The sequence below is a fragment of the Eoetvoesiella sp. genome, assembly GCF_035555955.1.
Lineage (GTDB): Bacteria > Pseudomonadota > Gammaproteobacteria > Burkholderiales > Burkholderiaceae_B > Eoetvoesia.
The window spans coordinates 1-15727 of record NZ_DATMGA010000019.1; the positions used below are offsets into that span (position 1 = coordinate 1).

Here is a 15727-nt window from a genome sequence, read left to right on the forward strand (position 1 = left end):
GCGTTCACGGGCTCGGGCAGCAATATCGCCTATTGCGCGGCCAAGGGGGCCCTGGACACGATGACGATCTCCCTGGCGCGGGCCTTTGCGCCCAAAGTGCGGTTCCTGTGCGTTTCGCCCGCGGCGGTCGACACCGGCTTCGTGCAGGGCAGGGATCATGCCGAGCTGGAAAAAAGGGCGCAGGGCACGCCGCTGGGCCGTATTGTTACGCCCGAGGACGTGGCCTTGGCCGTGCTGGCATGCATCACGCATTTGCGCACGGCCGTGGGGGCGCGCATTGTCATCGATGGAGGGAATTCCTTATGAGCATCGACCACAGAAACGGCGCCGACAGCGCCGGCGGATCCGGAGCCGCCTCCAAGCCTGCCGATGGGCATGTCCTGGAATACCAAAGCGGCTTCGGCAACCAGTTCGCCACCGAGGCCTTGCCCGGCGCCTTGCCGCAAGGACGGAATTCGCCGCAAAGAGCGGCTTACGGCCTGTATGCCGAGCTCTTGTCCGGCACCGCCTTTACCGCGCCGCGCGACAGGAATCTGCGCACCTGGCTGTACCGCATGCGCCCAAGCGCCATGCATGGTCCCTTCAAACGAATCGATGACCGCAATTGGCGTTCCGCGCCTTTCCACGAGGCGGAAACACCGGCCAACCGCCTGCGCTGGAGCCCCTGGCCCATGCCGGCGGAACCAACCGATTTCATCGACGGCATGACCACCATAGCCGGCAACGGCGATGTGCGCGCGCACAGCGGGGTGGCCGCCCATGTGTATGCCGCCAACCAATCCATGGAAAACCGCTATTTCGTGAACTCGGACGGCGAGCTGCTGATCGTGCCGCAACTGGGCGCGCTGTTGGTGCATACCGAAATGGGGCGCCTGCGCGCCGACCCCGGCGAGATCCTCGTCTTGCCGCGCGGCGTGCGCTTTCGCGTGGAACTTTGCGATGGAAGCGCGCGGGGCTATGTCTGCGAAAACTACGGTGCGCCGTTCCGCTTGCCGGAGCTCGGACCCATAGGCTCCAACGGCCTGGCCAATCCGCGCGACTTCCTGGCCCCGGTGGCGGCCTTCGAGTCCGGGGCCGGCCGGGTGAGCATCGTCAATAAGTTTCTTGGCCGGTTATGGGAGGGCGAGCAATCGCATTCGCCGCTGGACGTCGTGGCCTGGCACGGCAACCTGACCCCCTACAAATACGATCTGGCGCGCTTCATGGTCATCGGCACGATCAGCTTCGACCATCCCGACCCGTCGATCTACACCGTTCTGACCTCGGGCACCGACACCCCCGGTGTGGCGAACTGCGATTTCGTGATCTTTCCGCCGCGCTGGCTGGTGGCGCAAGACACCTTCCGTCCGCCCTGGTTCCATCGCAACGTCATGAGCGAACTCATGGGCCTGGTGCGCGGCGCCTACGACGGCAAGGCGGAAGGCTTTGTGCCGGGCGGCATCAGCCTGCACAACTGCATGCTGCCCCATGGCCCGGATGCCGCGACTTTTCAGAAAGCCAGCACCGCCGAGCTCAAGCCCCAGCTTGTGGAAGACACCCTGGCCTTCATGTTCGAAAGCCGCCACGCTTTCGAGCTGACTCCGGCGGCGCTGACCGCGGACAACCTGCAGGATGATTACGACGATGCCTGGAAGGGCTTTCCCGGCGCGAGCCCAGCCGGCTCCCAAGGCTCCTAGCTGGCGAAGATGCGGCGCTGGGCGAGTATGACGATGGCGCCGCAGATGGCCAGCACGGCGATCAGGCGGTACATGTCTTCGCTGGCGATCAACATGGCTTGGCGGCTTATCAGGTTGTCCAGCGCCGCCAGGGCCTGACGGCTTGCCTCGCCGGCGCTGGCGCCGTGCGCGGTCAACGCGGCTTCGATGTGTTCCAGCCATTGGCGGGTCGTGGCGGCGTTCCGGCCGGTTTCATCCACGAGCGCCGAGTGCACGCTCAGCCAGCGATTCTGCATCAGCACCGAGCCAATGGCCGAGGCGAGCGAGCCCGCGATCTGGCGCATCAGGTTCTTGCTTTGGTAGCCGTGGGCGAAGGAATCCTCGCCCAGGCTACGGAATGTGAGTCCGGCGATGGGGATGACGACCATCACGCCGAACAGCCCCTTCATGGCCAGGGCGGGAATCAGGGCTCCGGCGGGGGCGTCGGGAGGCATGACGGAAAACCGCCATGCGGCAACGGCCAGGATCAGCATGCCCGCCGTCACCAATATCTTCTTGCGTTTCAGGCGGCGCGCGTTGCGCAGGTAGACCAGTATGCCCACGAAGCTGACGGCGCCGGCGAAGGTGTTCAGCCATCCCACGGTCTGGATGGGAAGGCCCATGCCTCGTTCGGCATAGATCGGGAACAGGTAGCCGTTCAGGTAGTTGAGCAGGTAGTACATGAAATACAGGGCCAGCCCCGTCAGGTAGACGGGGTTGCGCAGCGCCCTGAGCTGGAGCAGGGGCGCTTGCTGATTCCATTGGTGGCGCAGGAAGCCGGCCAGGAGCAAGGCGCCGGCCAGGGCGATCAGCGCCGGGCGGGCAGGGTGGGAAAGCAGATCGAAGCGGGCTTCGCTCATGGCTATTTGCAGAAGTGCCGCGGCGGCGCCGAACCACAGCAACGGACCGAGCAGCGGCTTGCCGTGGACGGTGCCGGGGCGGGCGTTGGGCAGCAGCAGCCACGCGCCCAGCACGGCGGCCACGGCAAACGGCAGGACCGCATAGAACACGTCCTGCCAGACGCCGTGCTCGATGATTTCCGCGGCAATGGCCGGGGCCATCGCCGAGGCGGCGAAGATGCCGATGATGAAGATGCGCTGCGCGCGCGGCCGATGCTCGGGGGTGAACATCAGCAGGATCAGCACGCGGCTGCTGGTGAACAGGGCGCCGCCGCCCACGCCCTGGATGAACCGGGCGGTGGTCAGCTCGGTCAGGCCCGTGCTGGACGCGGCCATGAGCGTGCCGGCGATGAACACGGAAAGCGCCGCCGTAAGGTAGTGCCGGTAGCCGAATTGCCTGGCCAGCCATTGCTGCTTGACGATCATCAACATGCTGCCGATGGCGTAGGCCGACTGCACCAGGGCGAAAGAGCGCTGGTCGGCGTCTATGCCCCCCATGATGTGGCTGGCCGAGAACACGAAGACGATGTTTTCGAAGAACTCGACGGAGACGATCAGCGCCAGCAGGATCATGGCCCACGAGCGGCGCTGGGCGCGGGTAAGATAGCGCGCGGCGGCGGCATGCAGCTTCCGGTCGCCGGACAGCAGGTTGGCGGTGTTCATGTGGGCACGGAATCCTTGGCGGAATTATAGCGGGCGCACGGGCAGTTTATCGGGGCCGGGTTTCAAAAACGGCGCGGCCGACCTATGATTGCGGCAGTGCGGGCGGACTCGCCCTTCATACATATATCGGAGAGATGCATGACGGAAATCGCCATTCCCTATGGAGCCTATTGGTCGACCCCTTTTGCGCGCTGGCAGGGAAGCTTGGCGCACTTGCACAGCCTGAGGTTTGCCGCGCACGTGGCGAAGGCCGCATTGCGGCACAGGAACATCGAGCCGGATGCATTCGATGCCGGGGTGCTGGGTATGTCCATACCTCAGCGCAATTCGTTCTATGGCCTGCCCTGGCTGATGGGCGAGATCGGCGCGACTTCCGTGGCCGGGCCGATCATCAGCCAGGCCTGCGCAACCAGTGCGCGTGTGCTGCAGACGGCGGCGTCCGAAATCCGCGAAGGCGCCGCCACGGTGTCGCTGGCCGTGACCGCCGACCGGATTTCGAACGGGCCGCAAATCTATTATCCGGCGCCGCACGGTCCCGGCGGCAGCGGCGAGCACGAGAACATGGTGCTTGAAAGCTTCGAGCGCGATCCGTTCGCCGGGGTCGCCATGATCCAGACCGCCGAGAACGTGGCGGCCGAGCACGGCATCGACACCGCCATGCAGAACGAGCTTACGCTGTGCCGCTACGATCAGTACAAGGACGCTTGCAAGAACGATTCGGCCTTCCTGCGCACCTTCATGGAGCTGCCGTTCGAGGTGCCCGACGCGCGGTTCAAGCGCGCGCAGGGCGTGCTCGAAGGCGACGAGGGCATTTTCCCGACCACGGCCGAAAAGCTGGCCGCCCTGAAGCCCGTGCTGCCCGGCGGCACGGTCACCTATGGCGGCCAGACGCATCCGGCCGACGGCAACGCCGGCATGGTGCTGACCACCCCCGACAGGGCGGCGGATTTTTCTCGCGACAAATCCATCGACGTGCGCTTGGTGGCTTTCGGCCAGGCGCGCGTCAAGAAAGCGTTCATGCCTGCCGCGCCGGTTCCGGCGGCCCGCCGCGCGCTCGAGGCCGCCGGCCTGGACATCAGCCAGATCGCGGCGATCAAAACGCACAACCCCTTCATCGTCAACGACATCGTCCTGGCCAAGAGCTTCGGCATCGACGCCCGGCGCATGAACCAGTACGGATGCTCGCTGGTATGGGGCCACCCGCAGGGGCCGACCGGCCTGCGCGCCATCATCGAGCTCATCGAGCAACTGGTGCTCGAAGGAGGCGGCTACGGCTTGTTCGTGGGCTGCGCCGCCGGCGATTCCGCCATGGCCGTCATCGTCAAGGTCGACAGCCGGAAGGCCTGAGTTGCCGCTTCGCCAACCGGGAGACAAGCCCATGCATTCGCCTTTTTTCTCCACGCACTCCGACCGCGTCACGCTTGCGCGCCAAAGATATTTTGAAGACGGTCAGCTTCCCTCGGGCGTCGTGAACGAGGCGATATTCCAATCATGGACCCGTTGTCTGCGGGCCCGCCAGAATCCCCGCAGCGCCATGGAGTTTCTGCAGGTTTCGCAAAGCCGGGTGCAGTTGGCCATGCACAAGAACCATCTGCTTCTGGAGTCATGGAACAGCGAAGCGCCATCGGTCGAAGCGGCATTGGGGGCGACAAACTGCGCGGCCATGCTGATGGATGCTTCCGGGGTAATCATCGGATCCGCCTGTGTGGGGCGGAGCCACGAAAAGATCATTCCCTTGTCGACTCGCCTGGGCGTCAATCTTTCGGAGGAAGCCGTGGGAACGACCGCTCCCGGCATCGTGGCGCGTACGGGGCGGAAAATCAGTGTTCTGGGGCCGGAGCATTTTTTCGATACAAGCAACACCATGCATTGCGCCGCTGCGCCAATACGCGACATTCACGGAAAATTGGCCGGCATCCTGGATATCTCCAGCGAGGAAAAGGCCTTTACCTTCGACGCGGCTTCGGTGGTGGGCGTCTTTGCGGCAACGATAGAAAACAGACTGCTGATCGCCCAGTCCAGCGAGCACGTCGTGGTGCGCATGCAGATTTCGCCGTCCTTGCTGGACACGCCCATGGCAGGCCTCATAGGCATCGATTTTGCCGGCAAGGTGGTCTGGAGAAATGCGGTGGCTTCCCGCTTTCTGGGATTGGCCGACAGCATCACCGACGACATCCACGGCGACGCCGAAAGCCTTCTGGGCTGCGGGCTTCGCGAGCTTGTCTTACTGCACGGGCCTGCCGCGCTCAGGCTGCCGACAGGGTTGATGATTTACGTTCATGTGGAAATGCCGGTCCAAGACGGCCGTCGACGTTTTTTCGCGCCGGATCCTTGCGGCATGCCGGCCGAGCCGGAAGAGATTGCGGCTCCCGTGTCAAAGCCCGATGCGGCCCAGGACGGCCAGGTTGCGGCGGGCATGGCCGGCGCCGTATCCGATTCCCGAGCGCAGCCCGCCAGTCTGCGGGAAGCCGATGCGGATCTCATACTGAAAGCCGTGAAAGAGAGCAACGGCAACATCGCGGCAGCCGCCAGGAAATTGAAGGTTTCGAGAGGTCTCGTCTATCGGCGCCTGCGCGCCGAAAAAGCCGGGCGGCTCGACTGACGCGACACGGAACGTCAGGCGGGGCTGCGCCGGGAACCGCCAGGACGGCTGGCCCCGGCGGCGGCGTCAAACCGGATACTGCTGCACGGAAGGCTCCAGGGTTATCCATTTGAGTTCGGTGAACTCGTCGATCACGGCCCGGCCGTCGAACCGGCCGTATCCGCTGTCTTTGGTTCCTCCAAATGGAGCCTGGGCTTCGTTCTGCACCGTTGCGCCATTGATGTGGCAGGATCCGGCGTCTATCTGCATGGCCACGCTTAGCGCCCGCGTTACATCGCGGCCGAAGACCCCCGAGGACAGGCCGTAAGAGGTATCGTTGGCGGTGGCGATGGCCTCATCCACACCTTTTACTCGAACCACGGTCGTAATCGGGCCGAAAGTTTCGTCGTCGTAGATGCTCATTCCCGGTTTGACATGGTCGACGATGGTGGCGGGCATCACGGCACCGTCCGCTTTTCCGCCTGCCGCGATGTGCGCGCCCTTGGCCACGGCATCGTCGATCATGGCGTTCAGGCGGGTTCCCGAGCCGCTGGCTACCAGCGGACCGATGACGCAGTTGGGGTTGACGCGCGGGTCGCCCGATACCAGCTTCTTTGCCTGGGCGGCGAATTTTTCCACGAATTCATCGGCGACTTTTTCATCGACGACGATGCGCTCCGTCGACATGCAGATTTGCCCTTGGTAAAGAAACGAACCGAAAACCGCCGCCTTGACCGCCTCGTCGATGTTGGCGTCGTCCAGGATGACCAATGGGGATTTGCCGCCCAGTTCCAGGAGGCAGCGCTTGAGCTGGCCCGCCGCTTTCTGAGCGATGATGCGGCCGACCCGGGTGGAGCCGGTGAAGTTGATGCGCCGCACGGCCTTGTGCGCGATGAGCGCGTCGATGACTTCCGGTGCGTCTTCGGGGGCGTTGGTGACGAAGTTCAGGACGCCCGGAGGCAGCCCCGCCTCGACCAGGGCCTGCGCGACGAGCTGGTGGGTGCGCGGGCTGGCTTCCGAGGCGCGAAATACAACGCTGTTGCCACATACTATGGGATAGGCGATAGCCCGGGCGGCGAGCACCACCGGGCCATTCCACGGGACGATGCTGAGGATCACCCCGACGGGCTGCCTGACCGTCATGGATAGGGTGCCGGGTTTGTCCGTGGGTATTGTTTCCCCCTGGATCTGTGTGGCTAGAGCTGCCGCTTCCCGGAAGAGGCTGGCGGCAGCAAATACGTTGAACCCGGCCCAGAGCGCGGAGGCTCCCACTTCGGCGGCCATGGCGCCGACGAACTCCTCGGTTTTGCTTTCGAGTATGTCGGCGGCCTTGAGGAGTATGCGGCGCCGTTCCGAGGGACTTGAATGCCGCCACGATTGGAATGCCGTTTGTGCGGAGTCTACCGCGGTCAACACATCCTTGGCGTTGCCTGCCGCGCTGCTGGTCACGGTCTCGTCGGTGACCGGATGGCGCCGTTCAAAGGTCGCTCCGCTCGTGGAGAGTACTTCCTGGTTGTCGATGATCAGTGTGGTTTTCATAATGTCGTTCCTCCTGGTTTCATGCCGCTTGACGGCGATGAACCCATTCTAGGGAACCCGGATGCGAGGCAAGAATCTCGGGTTTACCCGCAGCATTTTTTGTTCCAAAGTGGAACAATCCCGGAAGCTTTGGCGAGGCTCGCCGCGGCTGCGGAAAAACGCCCGAGCCTTGGGGGGTGATGGAGAGTCGACGCTCGATGTGCGTCGGTGAGATGTAACAGTCATGGACCCGAGACAGCTCGGTTGTTACAATGGCAATCGAGCCTCGCGGGATTCATGTAATAAATTCCGCAAGATTCACGCCTTCGCGTACCAACGGCCCGCCGCCAAAGGCTGGCGCCTGTCGGAGCGCATCTTCAGGCCGCTGCACAGCGGCCCGGCTTTTTCAGCCGAACCTTACCAACCAGCCCTCCGGGCTGCGATACATCCGCCGGCTCTTTAGCTGCCGGCACTTGCACCCGATGCAATCGAGCATGGCGCTTTGGCGCCCTTTCAGGTTTTGCATCGTGCATACAAGGGCACCCTGTTTGTGTTCTTCGCGCCAACGCCCGGCGGCCTCAGTCATGAGCCGCTTCCGGGCGGGCGCAGCCATGGCCGCCTTGACGGCGGCCATGGTCTGGGGTTCATGCCGCCCAGCGTTCTCGGACGAAACCGGCATCAATAGTTGTTTATCGCTTACTTCACTACGAACCAGAAAGACAACACTGCTATTCAAGGATTTTCGACGTATGCAAGGGACGGCATTATTTCAGCTTCCTACTTCCACCACCCTGTTGCTGCTGATTGGCTTTTATGTGCTGACATTTCTGATGTCGCTGCTTATAAGCCGGAAGAACGAGAACGTCGACGGCTATATGGTTTCCAATAGCGCAGTCGGTTTCAGCCTTTCCGCGGCCAGCATGATTGCAACGTGGATATGGGCCGCGTCGTTCTACGCCAGCGCCAGCGCCGGATATAAGTTCGGCATATCGGGGCCGGTGCATTACGGGCTGTGGGGCGCGCTGATGATACTTTTCATCTACCCGTTCGGCATGCGATTTCGCAAATTGGCGCCCAGGGCGCATACCCTGGCCGAGATCATGCATGCACGGCATGGCAAATCCAGCCAGATGATATTGGCCGTCTCCAACATTGTCGGCAGTTGCATCAGCCTGATGGTCAACTTTACGGCGGCCGGAGCCCTGGTCTCGGTGCTTAGCCCCCTGAGCTTCGTCCAGGGCGTGCTGATCGCCGGTATCGGCACGCTGGCCTACACCATCTGGTCGGGGTTCCGGGCGTCGATCATGACCGACTTCGCGCAACTGGCGGCCATGATCGTGGCCGCCGTCGTCATCATTCCGCTGATCTTCTTCAATCTGGGCGGGCCGGCCATGCTGGCGGCCAATATCGATCATCTCAGCCTGCAGCAGGCCGATTTCTTTTCCACCAAGGCCTTCCTGGAACAGGGGGCGCCTTACCTGGTCGCGGTACTGGCCTACGCGGTGGGCAACCAGACCATTGCGCAACGGCTGTTCGCGGTGCGCGAAGACCTGATCAAGCCCACCTTCATTACCGCCACCATAGGTTATGGCGCGATTGTCATCGGGCTGGGCATGCTGGGGCTGCTGGCGCTGTTCATCGGCCTGGAGCCCATGGATGGAAACCTGAACAACATCATCCCGCAAATGGCGTCCACGTACTTGCCGCCGTTCGCCATCGGCCTGTTCTTCATCCTGGTCATCGGCTCTTTGTCCTCTACCGCCGACGCCGATCTTTGCGCGCTGTCGTCCATCATCATGACCGACATCTACGGCAAGAACCTGGCACGCGGCAAGCCGGATCCCCGGCGCATGTTGTGGTGGGGCCGGTTCAGCATGGTCGTGGCGACGATGCTTGGCGTCGTCTTCGCCAGCTTCAAGCTGGATATCCTGATGATGCTGGTGTTTGTCGGCGCCTTGTGGGGAGCCATCGTCTTTCCCGTCATCATAAGTTTCTACTGGAGCCGGGTAACGAACAAGGCATTCACGTCGGCCGTCGTCTGCGCGGTGGCGCTGTTCGTGGTGGCGCGATTCGGCCTGCTGCCCATGACCGGGGCGGTGGCGGTGTTCTTCGAAATTCTTGCCGCCGTCGGCGTTGGCGTGGTCGCGGGGCTGATGGCCTTCGGCTTTTTCGGCAAAAGGGTCGGGCTGTTCCTGGGCATATTGGCTGTCCTGGCCATCTTGCCGTACAGCATCGGCTTCCTGCGTGATTATGCCGTGCTGCTCAGCTCGCTTACCGCATACGGGGTTAGCGCCATTGTTTGCGTGGCGGTCACGCTTTGCGGGCGGGAGCATTTCGATTTTGCGCTGCTGGATGAGCGGGTCGTGTCGTTCCAGGCGGAACATGCCGCCCCGTTGACCGGCTCGCCCTCGGGCGCCGTGCCCGCCGCTGCCCGGGCTTGATCCAGACAAGGAGATTTCAATGAGTATTTTTGGTTTGACTGCGTATATCCTGGTGTGGCCGCTGATCTCGGCCGCTGTTCTCGTCGTGCTGCTGGTGGCCCTGGCGCGGGACATGTGGGCGGCGCATAAAAGCGGCGACGAAATGTTTTAAGAACAATGAGTGGCGGGCGCCGGCATGGCGCGAAGCTTTGCGGCAGAGCCCGGTTTTCGGGGTCTTGCACCGATATTTGCGTCTTGTCCGGTCCTTCAGCTGCCCCTAAGAATTGTTGCAAAAAAGGCAGTGCTGAAACGCACTAATGCTTGTGCGCATGAAAGCTTCGCGTCAATATACACACACCCGTTTTCCTACGAACAGGAGGTGTTCCATGCGTTTTTCGATTCGCGCCGCGGCTTTCGCCGCTGTATTGGGGGGTGTGCTGACCGTTCCCGTCATGGCCCAGGCGGCCTCCGCCACGGCGGCTCCCGCCAACGGCAAGACGGCCCAGCAACAGCGCATGACAACCTGCAATGCCGAAGCCAAGGGCAAGAAGGGCGACGAACGCAAGGCGTTCATGAGCTCCTGCCTGAAGGGCGAGAGCGCAGCCGGCACGAAGCAGCTCAGTTCGTCCCAGCAGCGCATGAAAGACTGCAACGCCAAAGCCAAGGGCAAAACAGGCGATGACCGCAAGGCATTCATGAGCAGTTGCCTCAAGGCAAAATAACTCGTACGCGGGGCGGTCGTTCCCTCCCTGATGCGCCGGTCACGGCGCATTTTATTTTCAATGCCCTGTTTTTTCAGGATTTTTTGCTGCCCCGGCAGGCGGCCTCGCCCGTATTCATCCCGTGCGCGTGTGGATATGTTCGAGGGAAAACGGTGATCCTTGTTATGATTCGGGGTTACCTCATTGTCCTTTTCTCGAGAAACAGATGCCGCAATACCGTTCCCGCACTTCCACTCACGGCCGCAATATGGCTGGTGCGCGTGCTCTTTGGCGCGCCACCGGCATGAAAGACGACGACTTCAACAAGCCCATCATTGCCGTCGTCAACTCGTTCACCCAGTTCGTGCCGGGACACGTGCATCTCAAGGACATGGGGCAGTTGGTTGCGCGCCAGATCGAGCAGGCGGGCGGCGTCGCCAAAGAATTCAACACCATTGCCGTGGACGACGGCATTGCCATGGGCCATGGCGGCATGCTGTATTCGCTGCCTTCGCGCGAACTCATCGCCGACTCGGTCGAATACATGGTCAATGCGCATTGCGCCGACGCCATGGTTTGCATTTCCAATTGCGACAAGATCACCCCGGGCATGCTCATGGCGGCCCTGCGGCTCAATATTCCCGTGGTGTTCGTGTCGGGCGGCCCGATGGAAGCCGGCAAGATCATCGATCCGTCCAGCAAGAAAGTGGTTCAAAAGCTTGACCTCGTCGATGCCATGGTCAAGGCGGCGGACAGCGCCGTCAGCGACGCCGAAGTCGCCCAGATCGAACGCAGCGCCTGTCCGACTTGCGGATCGTGCTCGGGCATGTTCACCGCCAATTCCATGAACTGCCTTACCGAGGCTCTGGGCTTGTCGCTGCCCGGCAACGGCACGGTGGTGGCCACGCATGCGCGCCGCAAAGGCCTGTTCGAAGAGGCCGGCCGGCTGGTGGTGGATTTGTGCAGGCGCTATTACGAACACGACGACGATTCGGTCTTGCCGCGCAGCATCGCCACGTTCCAGGCCTTTGAAAACGCCATGGCGCTCGATGTGTCGATGGGCGGTTCCACCAACACCGTGCTGCACCTGCTGGCGGCGGCGCAAGAGGCGGGCGTCGATTTCACCATGTCGGACATCGACCGCATTTCGCGCCGGGTTCCGTGCCTGTGCAAGGTGGCGCCGGCCACCGAAAAATACCATATCGAAGACGTGCATCGCGCAGGCGGCATCCTGGCCATTCTGGGCGAACTGGCCCGCGCCGATCTGCTCAACCTGGATGTCGGCAATGTGCACAGCGGCACGCTGGGCCGGGCCATCTCGACCTGGGACGTAAAAAGCGAGCAGGCCACCGACGAAATCCACGATTTCTACATGGCTTCGCCGGGCGGCATTCCCACCCAGGTGGCCTTCAGCCAGGATCGGCAATACGCCACGCTGGATATCGACCGCGAAGCGGGCTGCATCCGCGACAAGGCGCATGCCTATTCGCAAGACGGCGGCCTGGCTGTGCTGTACGGCAACCTGGCGCCCAACGGCTGCATCGTCAAGACGGCCGGGGTGGACGAACGCATCCTCAAGTTCACCGGCAAGGCCCGCGTGTACGAAAGCCAGGAAGACTCCGTGGCCGGCATCCTGACCGGCAAGGTCAAGGCCGGCGACGTGGTCATCATTCGCTACGAGGGCCCCAAGGGCGGGCCGGGCATGCAGGAAATGCTGTACCCCACCTCCTACCTCAAGTCCAAGGGGCTGGGCGCCAGTTCGGCCTTGCTGACCGACGGCCGCTTCTCGGGCGGCTCGTCCGGACTGGTCATTGGCCATGCCTCGCCCGAAGCGGCGGAGGGCGGCAATATCGGCCTGGTCAACGACGGCGACACCATTGAAATCGACATTCCCAACCGCAGCATCAACCTGGCGATCAGCGACGACGAGCTGGCGCAGCGCCGCGCCGCCATGGAAGCGCGCGGCGACAAGGCCTGGCAGCCGGTCAACCGCGAACGGGTGGTGTCGCAGGCTTTGCAGGCATACGCCGCTCTTGCCACCTCGGCCGATCGGGGCGCGGTGCGCGATGTCAGCCAATTAAGCCGGCGCAAGTAGCAATCGGCCTTGCCACGAACCAAAGACGGAGCCCCAGCGGCTCCGTCTTTGGTTCAGGGGGCTGCCCCTGGCGTGTTCCGCTATTCCCTTATTCGCGATCCGGTTGAAAAAAGCGGGGCGTGGTGCGACACTGGATTCTTTTCCGGGAGCCCAGCATGACCACGAAGAAGCGTTTGCGATCCGCCAACATCACACAGGGCGCGGCGCGAGCGCCCAACCGCTCCATGTACTACGCGCTGGGCTACAAGGAAGAAGACTTCATCAAGCCCATGGTGGGCGTGGCCAACGGCCACAGCACCATCACCCCCTGCAACAGCGGCCTGCAGCGCCTGGCCGATGCCGCGGTTCAGGCCATCGAGCAAAACGGCGGCAATGCCCAGATGTTCGGCACGCCCACCATCTCCGATGGCATGGCCATGGGCACCGAGGGCATGAAGTATTCCCTGGTGTCGCGCGAGGTCATCGCCGACTGCGTGGAAACCTGTGTCCAGGGTCAATGGATGGACGGCGTGGTGGTCATCGGCGGCTGCGACAAGAACATGCCGGGCGGCATGATGGGCATGCTGCGCGCCAATGTGCCTTCCATTTACGTGTATGGCGGCACCATATTGCCGGGCCGGCTCAACGGCCAGGATCTGAACATCGTCAGCGTGTTCGAGGCCGTGGGCGAAAACGCTGCGGGCCGCCTTAGCGACGAGGGCCTCAAGCAGATCGAGCTGCACGCCATTCCGGGGCCGGGCTCCTGCGGCGGCATGTATACCGCCAACACCATGAGCTCGTCGTTCGAGGCGCTGGGCATGAGCCTGCCGTACTCGTCCACCATGGCCAATGTGTACGACGAAAAAGTGGAATCGGCGGCCGAGTCGGCGCGGGTGCTGCTCAAGGCCATCGAGCTCGACCTCAAGCCGCGCGACATCGTCACCCGTAAATCCATTGAAAACGCCGTGGCCGTGGTCATGGCCATCGGCGGTTCGACCAATGCGGTGCTGCACATCCTGGCCATTGCGCACGCGGCCGGGGTGGAGTGGACCATCGACGATTTCGAGCGCGTGCGCCTGCGCGTGCCGGTCATCTGCGACCTCAAGCCCAGCGGCCATTACCTGGCGGTCGATTTCCACAAGGCAGGCGGCGTGCCGCAGGTCATGAAGATGCTGCTCAATGCGGGGCTCATCCACGGCGACTGCATGACCATCACCGGCAAGACCATGGCCGAACTGCTGGCCGACGTTCCCGATACACCGCCCGCCGGCCAGACCGTCATCCGCCCTCTCGACAAACCGTTGTATCCCCAGGGCCACCTGGCCATCCTGAAGGGCAATCTTTCCACCGAAGGCTGCGTGGCCAAGATCACCGGGCTCAAGAACCCCGCCATGACCGGGCCGGCGCGGGTCTTCGACGACGAGCAAAGCGCGCTGGCCGCCATCCTCGAAGGCCGCATCAAGGCCGGCGACGTCATGGTGCTGCGCTACCTGGGCCCCAAGGGCGGGCCGGGCATGCCCGAAATGCTGGCGCCCACCAGCGCGCTCGTCGGCAACGGCCTGGGCGATTCGGTCGGCCTCATTACCGATGGCCGCTTCTCGGGGGGGACCTGGGGCATGGTGGTGGGGCATGTGGCGCCGGAGGCCGCCGTGGGCGGCTGCATTGCGTTGGTGCACGAAGGCGATTCCATTACCATCGACGCGCATAAGCACCTGCTTCAGCTCAATGTGCCCGACGAGGAAATCGCCAGGCGAAGAGCGGCCTGGAAAGCGCCGGCGCCGCGCTATACGCGGGGCGTGCAGGCCAAGTTCGCGAATAACTGCTCGACGGCCAGCACCGGGGCGGTGCTGGACAATTTTTAGCGTGCGAGGCTATGCCGTGGCGGCCAGCGGGCCGCGCGGCCTCGGCCGCAGGGTTCGCCACAGCAAGGTTCCGACGATGATCAGGTTCAGCAGGTTCCAGCCTATGCCATTCAGAAAGGCGGCCTGATACGACCCCGTCAGGTCGAAGACCTTGCCCGACATCCATCCGCCCAGGGCCATGCCCAGCAAGGTGGCCGAAATGACGGTGCCGGTGCGGGCGCCGGCCTCTTCGGGCCGGAAGTGTTCGCGCACGATAATGGCGTAGGCCGGGACGATGCCGCCCTGGAACAGGCCGAACAGCGCGGCAATAACGTATAGCGAAACCAGCCCGTCGAACGGCAGGAACAGCACCAGGGCCACGGTTTGCAGGGCCGAACCCAGCAGCAGGGTGCGCAGGCCGCCGATGCGGTCGCAGATGGCGCCCGAGACCAGGCGGCTGACGATGCCGCAGACCAGCATGAGCGACAGCATTTCGGCGCCGCGTGCCGCGCCATAGCCCAGGTCGGAACAGTACGCAACGATATGGACTTGCGGCATGGCCATGGCCACGCAGCAGCCCACTCCGGCTACGCACAACAGGAATTGCGCCGTGGCCGGGCTGAGCCCGAACGGGCGCTGGGACGGCGCGGCATGGGCTCCGGCGGCAGCAGCCCGCCCAGAGCCGGGCGAGGCGAGGGCCACCGAAACGGAAGGCGGCCTGCGATGCATGAGCAGGGCCAGGCCGGCCATGGCGACGAAGCTGAACAGGCCCATGTAGATATAGGTCTGGCGCCATCCCAGGTCGTAGATGAAGTGCTGGACGATGGGAGGCCAGATGGCGCCGCTCAAGTAGTTGCCGCTGGCGCATACCGCCACCGCGATGCCGCGCCGGCGCGCGAACCACAGCGATGTGTCGGCGATGAGGGGCGCGAACGACGCCGAGCAGCCCGCAAAGCCCATGAGTGCGCCGTGCACCAGGGCGAAGACCCAGATATTGCCGGCCGCGGCGGCCAAGGCGTAGCCCAGCCCCACGCCGACGGCGCCGATCAGCAGCGGCACCATGACGCCGTAGCGGTCGGCCAGCCAGCCCATGACCATGCCGCCCAGGCCGAAACCTATCATCAGCAGGGTGTAGGGCAAGGACGCGGCAGCCCGGTCCACGCCGAAATCGGCCTGCACCGAGGGCAGCACCACGGCAATGACGTACATGGCGCTGCTGCCCAGGGTAATGAGGGCCAGCGTGACGACGAGCCGGAAGACGGCATAGGGCGAATCGGGAAGCGGAGCGGACGCGGCGGCTGTCATGGGAGGCTTTATGGTGCGGATGCTGCGGGGC

12 protein-coding genes are annotated in these 15727 nt (G+C 63.6%); 9 read left to right on the plus strand and 3 right to left on the minus strand.

Going from position 1 to position 15727, the window contains the following annotated elements; genetic code table 11:
• Positions 1 to 306 (plus strand): SDR family oxidoreductase (locus tag VNT00_RS06090; protein WP_325585525.1); only part of this gene is annotated, 306 nt, incomplete at its 5' end.
• Positions 303 to 1676, plus strand: a complete 1374-nt coding sequence (gene hmgA, locus VNT00_RS06095) for a homogentisate 1,2-dioxygenase (RefSeq protein ID WP_325585527.1) — start codon at positions 303 to 305, stop codon at positions 1674 to 1676. The genes VNT00_RS06090 and hmgA, both read left to right, overlap by 4 nt.
• Here the strand turns inward: hmgA and VNT00_RS06100 are convergent.
• Complete coding sequence (locus VNT00_RS06100; protein ID WP_325585530.1) at positions 1673 to 3256, minus strand: MFS transporter; 1584 nt, start codon at positions 3254 to 3256, stop codon at positions 1673 to 1675. The genes hmgA and VNT00_RS06100 overlap by 4 nt on opposite strands.
• 138 nt (positions 3257 to 3394) lie before the next feature.
• Between VNT00_RS06100 and VNT00_RS06105 the strand changes: the two genes are divergently transcribed.
• Both VNT00_RS06105 and VNT00_RS06110 read left to right on the plus strand, forming a co-directional pair.
• Entirely contained in the window at positions 3395 to 4603 is a 1209-nt protein-coding gene (locus VNT00_RS06105; protein WP_325585532.1) for a thiolase family protein, read from the plus strand.
• Positions 4604 to 4634: 31 nt separating this feature from the next.
• Positions 4635 to 5858 (plus strand): GAF domain-containing protein, encoded by a 1224-nt coding sequence (locus tag VNT00_RS06110; protein ID WP_325585534.1) that lies wholly within the window; start codon positions 4635 to 4637, stop codon positions 5856 to 5858.
• Between the two features lie 66 nt (positions 5859 to 5924).
• Here VNT00_RS06110 and VNT00_RS06115 read toward each other — a convergent pair whose 3' ends face one another.
• On the minus strand, positions 5925 to 7376 hold the full coding sequence (locus tag VNT00_RS06115; RefSeq protein ID WP_325585536.1) for an aldehyde dehydrogenase: 1452 nt from the start codon (positions 7374 to 7376) through the stop codon (positions 5925 to 5927).
• A 728-nt stretch (positions 7377 to 8104) separates the two neighbouring features.
• On the opposite strand from VNT00_RS06115, the gene VNT00_RS06120 reads away from it, so the two are divergent.
• From VNT00_RS06120 to ilvD (VNT00_RS06140), 5 genes are all read left to right on the plus strand, one after another.
• On the plus strand, positions 8105 to 9796 hold the full coding sequence (locus VNT00_RS06120) for a sodium:solute symporter family transporter (RefSeq protein WP_325585538.1): 1692 nt from the start codon (positions 8105 to 8107) through the stop codon (positions 9794 to 9796).
• Positions 9797 to 9815: 19 nt separating this feature from the next.
• Positions 9816 to 9947, plus strand: coding sequence for a putative transporter small subunit (locus VNT00_RS06125; protein WP_325585540.1), 132 nt, complete (start codon positions 9816 to 9818; stop codon positions 9945 to 9947).
• 214 nt (positions 9948 to 10161) lie between these two features.
• A complete protein-coding gene (locus tag VNT00_RS06130; RefSeq protein ID WP_414650895.1) occupies positions 10162 to 10497 on the plus strand; it encodes a PsiF family protein in 336 nt (111 codons plus the stop codon).
• 205 nt (positions 10498 to 10702) lie between these two features.
• Positions 10703 to 12571, plus strand: a complete 1869-nt coding sequence (gene ilvD, locus VNT00_RS06135) for a dihydroxy-acid dehydratase (protein ID WP_325585542.1) — start codon at positions 10703 to 10705, stop codon at positions 12569 to 12571.
• Positions 12572 to 12726: 155 nt separating this feature from the next.
• Positions 12727 to 14412 (plus strand): dihydroxy-acid dehydratase, encoded by a 1686-nt coding sequence (gene ilvD, locus VNT00_RS06140; RefSeq protein ID WP_325585544.1) that lies wholly within the window; start codon positions 12727 to 12729, stop codon positions 14410 to 14412.
• Between the two features lie 9 nt (positions 14413 to 14421).
• On the opposite strand, the gene VNT00_RS06145 is transcribed toward ilvD (VNT00_RS06140), so the two are convergent.
• Entirely contained in the window at positions 14422 to 15696 is a 1275-nt protein-coding gene (locus VNT00_RS06145) for an MFS transporter (RefSeq protein ID WP_325585546.1), read from the minus strand.
• Positions 15697 to 15727 lie beyond the last annotated feature (31 nt).

Excerpts from the sequence above, each read along its gene's own strand:
- hmgA (WP_325585527.1), top strand. The coding sequence starts at position 303 with ATGAGCATCGACCACAGAAACGGCGCCGACAGCGCCGGCGGATCCGGA.
- VNT00_RS06100 (WP_325585530.1), bottom strand. The coding sequence starts at position 3,256 with ATGAACACCGCCAACCTGCTGTCCGGCGACCGGAAGCTGCATGCCGCC.
- VNT00_RS06105 (WP_325585532.1), top strand. The coding sequence starts at position 3,395 with ATGACGGAAATCGCCATTCCCTATGGAGCCTATTGGTCGACCCCTTTT.
- VNT00_RS06110 (WP_325585534.1), top strand. The coding sequence starts at position 4,635 with ATGCATTCGCCTTTTTTCTCCACGCACTCCGACCGCGTCACGCTTGCG.
- VNT00_RS06115 (WP_325585536.1), bottom strand. The coding sequence starts at position 7,376 with ATGAAAACCACACTGATCATCGACAACCAGGAAGTACTCTCCACGAGC.
- VNT00_RS06120 (WP_325585538.1), top strand. The coding sequence starts at position 8,105 with ATGCAAGGGACGGCATTATTTCAGCTTCCTACTTCCACCACCCTGTTG.
- VNT00_RS06125 (WP_325585540.1), top strand. The coding sequence starts at position 9,816 with ATGAGTATTTTTGGTTTGACTGCGTATATCCTGGTGTGGCCGCTGATC.
- VNT00_RS06130 (WP_414650895.1), top strand. The coding sequence starts at position 10,162 with ATGCGTTTTTCGATTCGCGCCGCGGCTTTCGCCGCTGTATTGGGGGGT.
- ilvD (WP_325585542.1), top strand. The coding sequence starts at position 10,703 with ATGCCGCAATACCGTTCCCGCACTTCCACTCACGGCCGCAATATGGCT.
- ilvD (WP_325585544.1), top strand. The coding sequence starts at position 12,727 with ATGACCACGAAGAAGCGTTTGCGATCCGCCAACATCACACAGGGCGCG.
- VNT00_RS06145 (WP_325585546.1), bottom strand. The coding sequence starts at position 15,696 with ATGACAGCCGCCGCGTCCGCTCCGCTTCCCGATTCGCCCTATGCCGTC.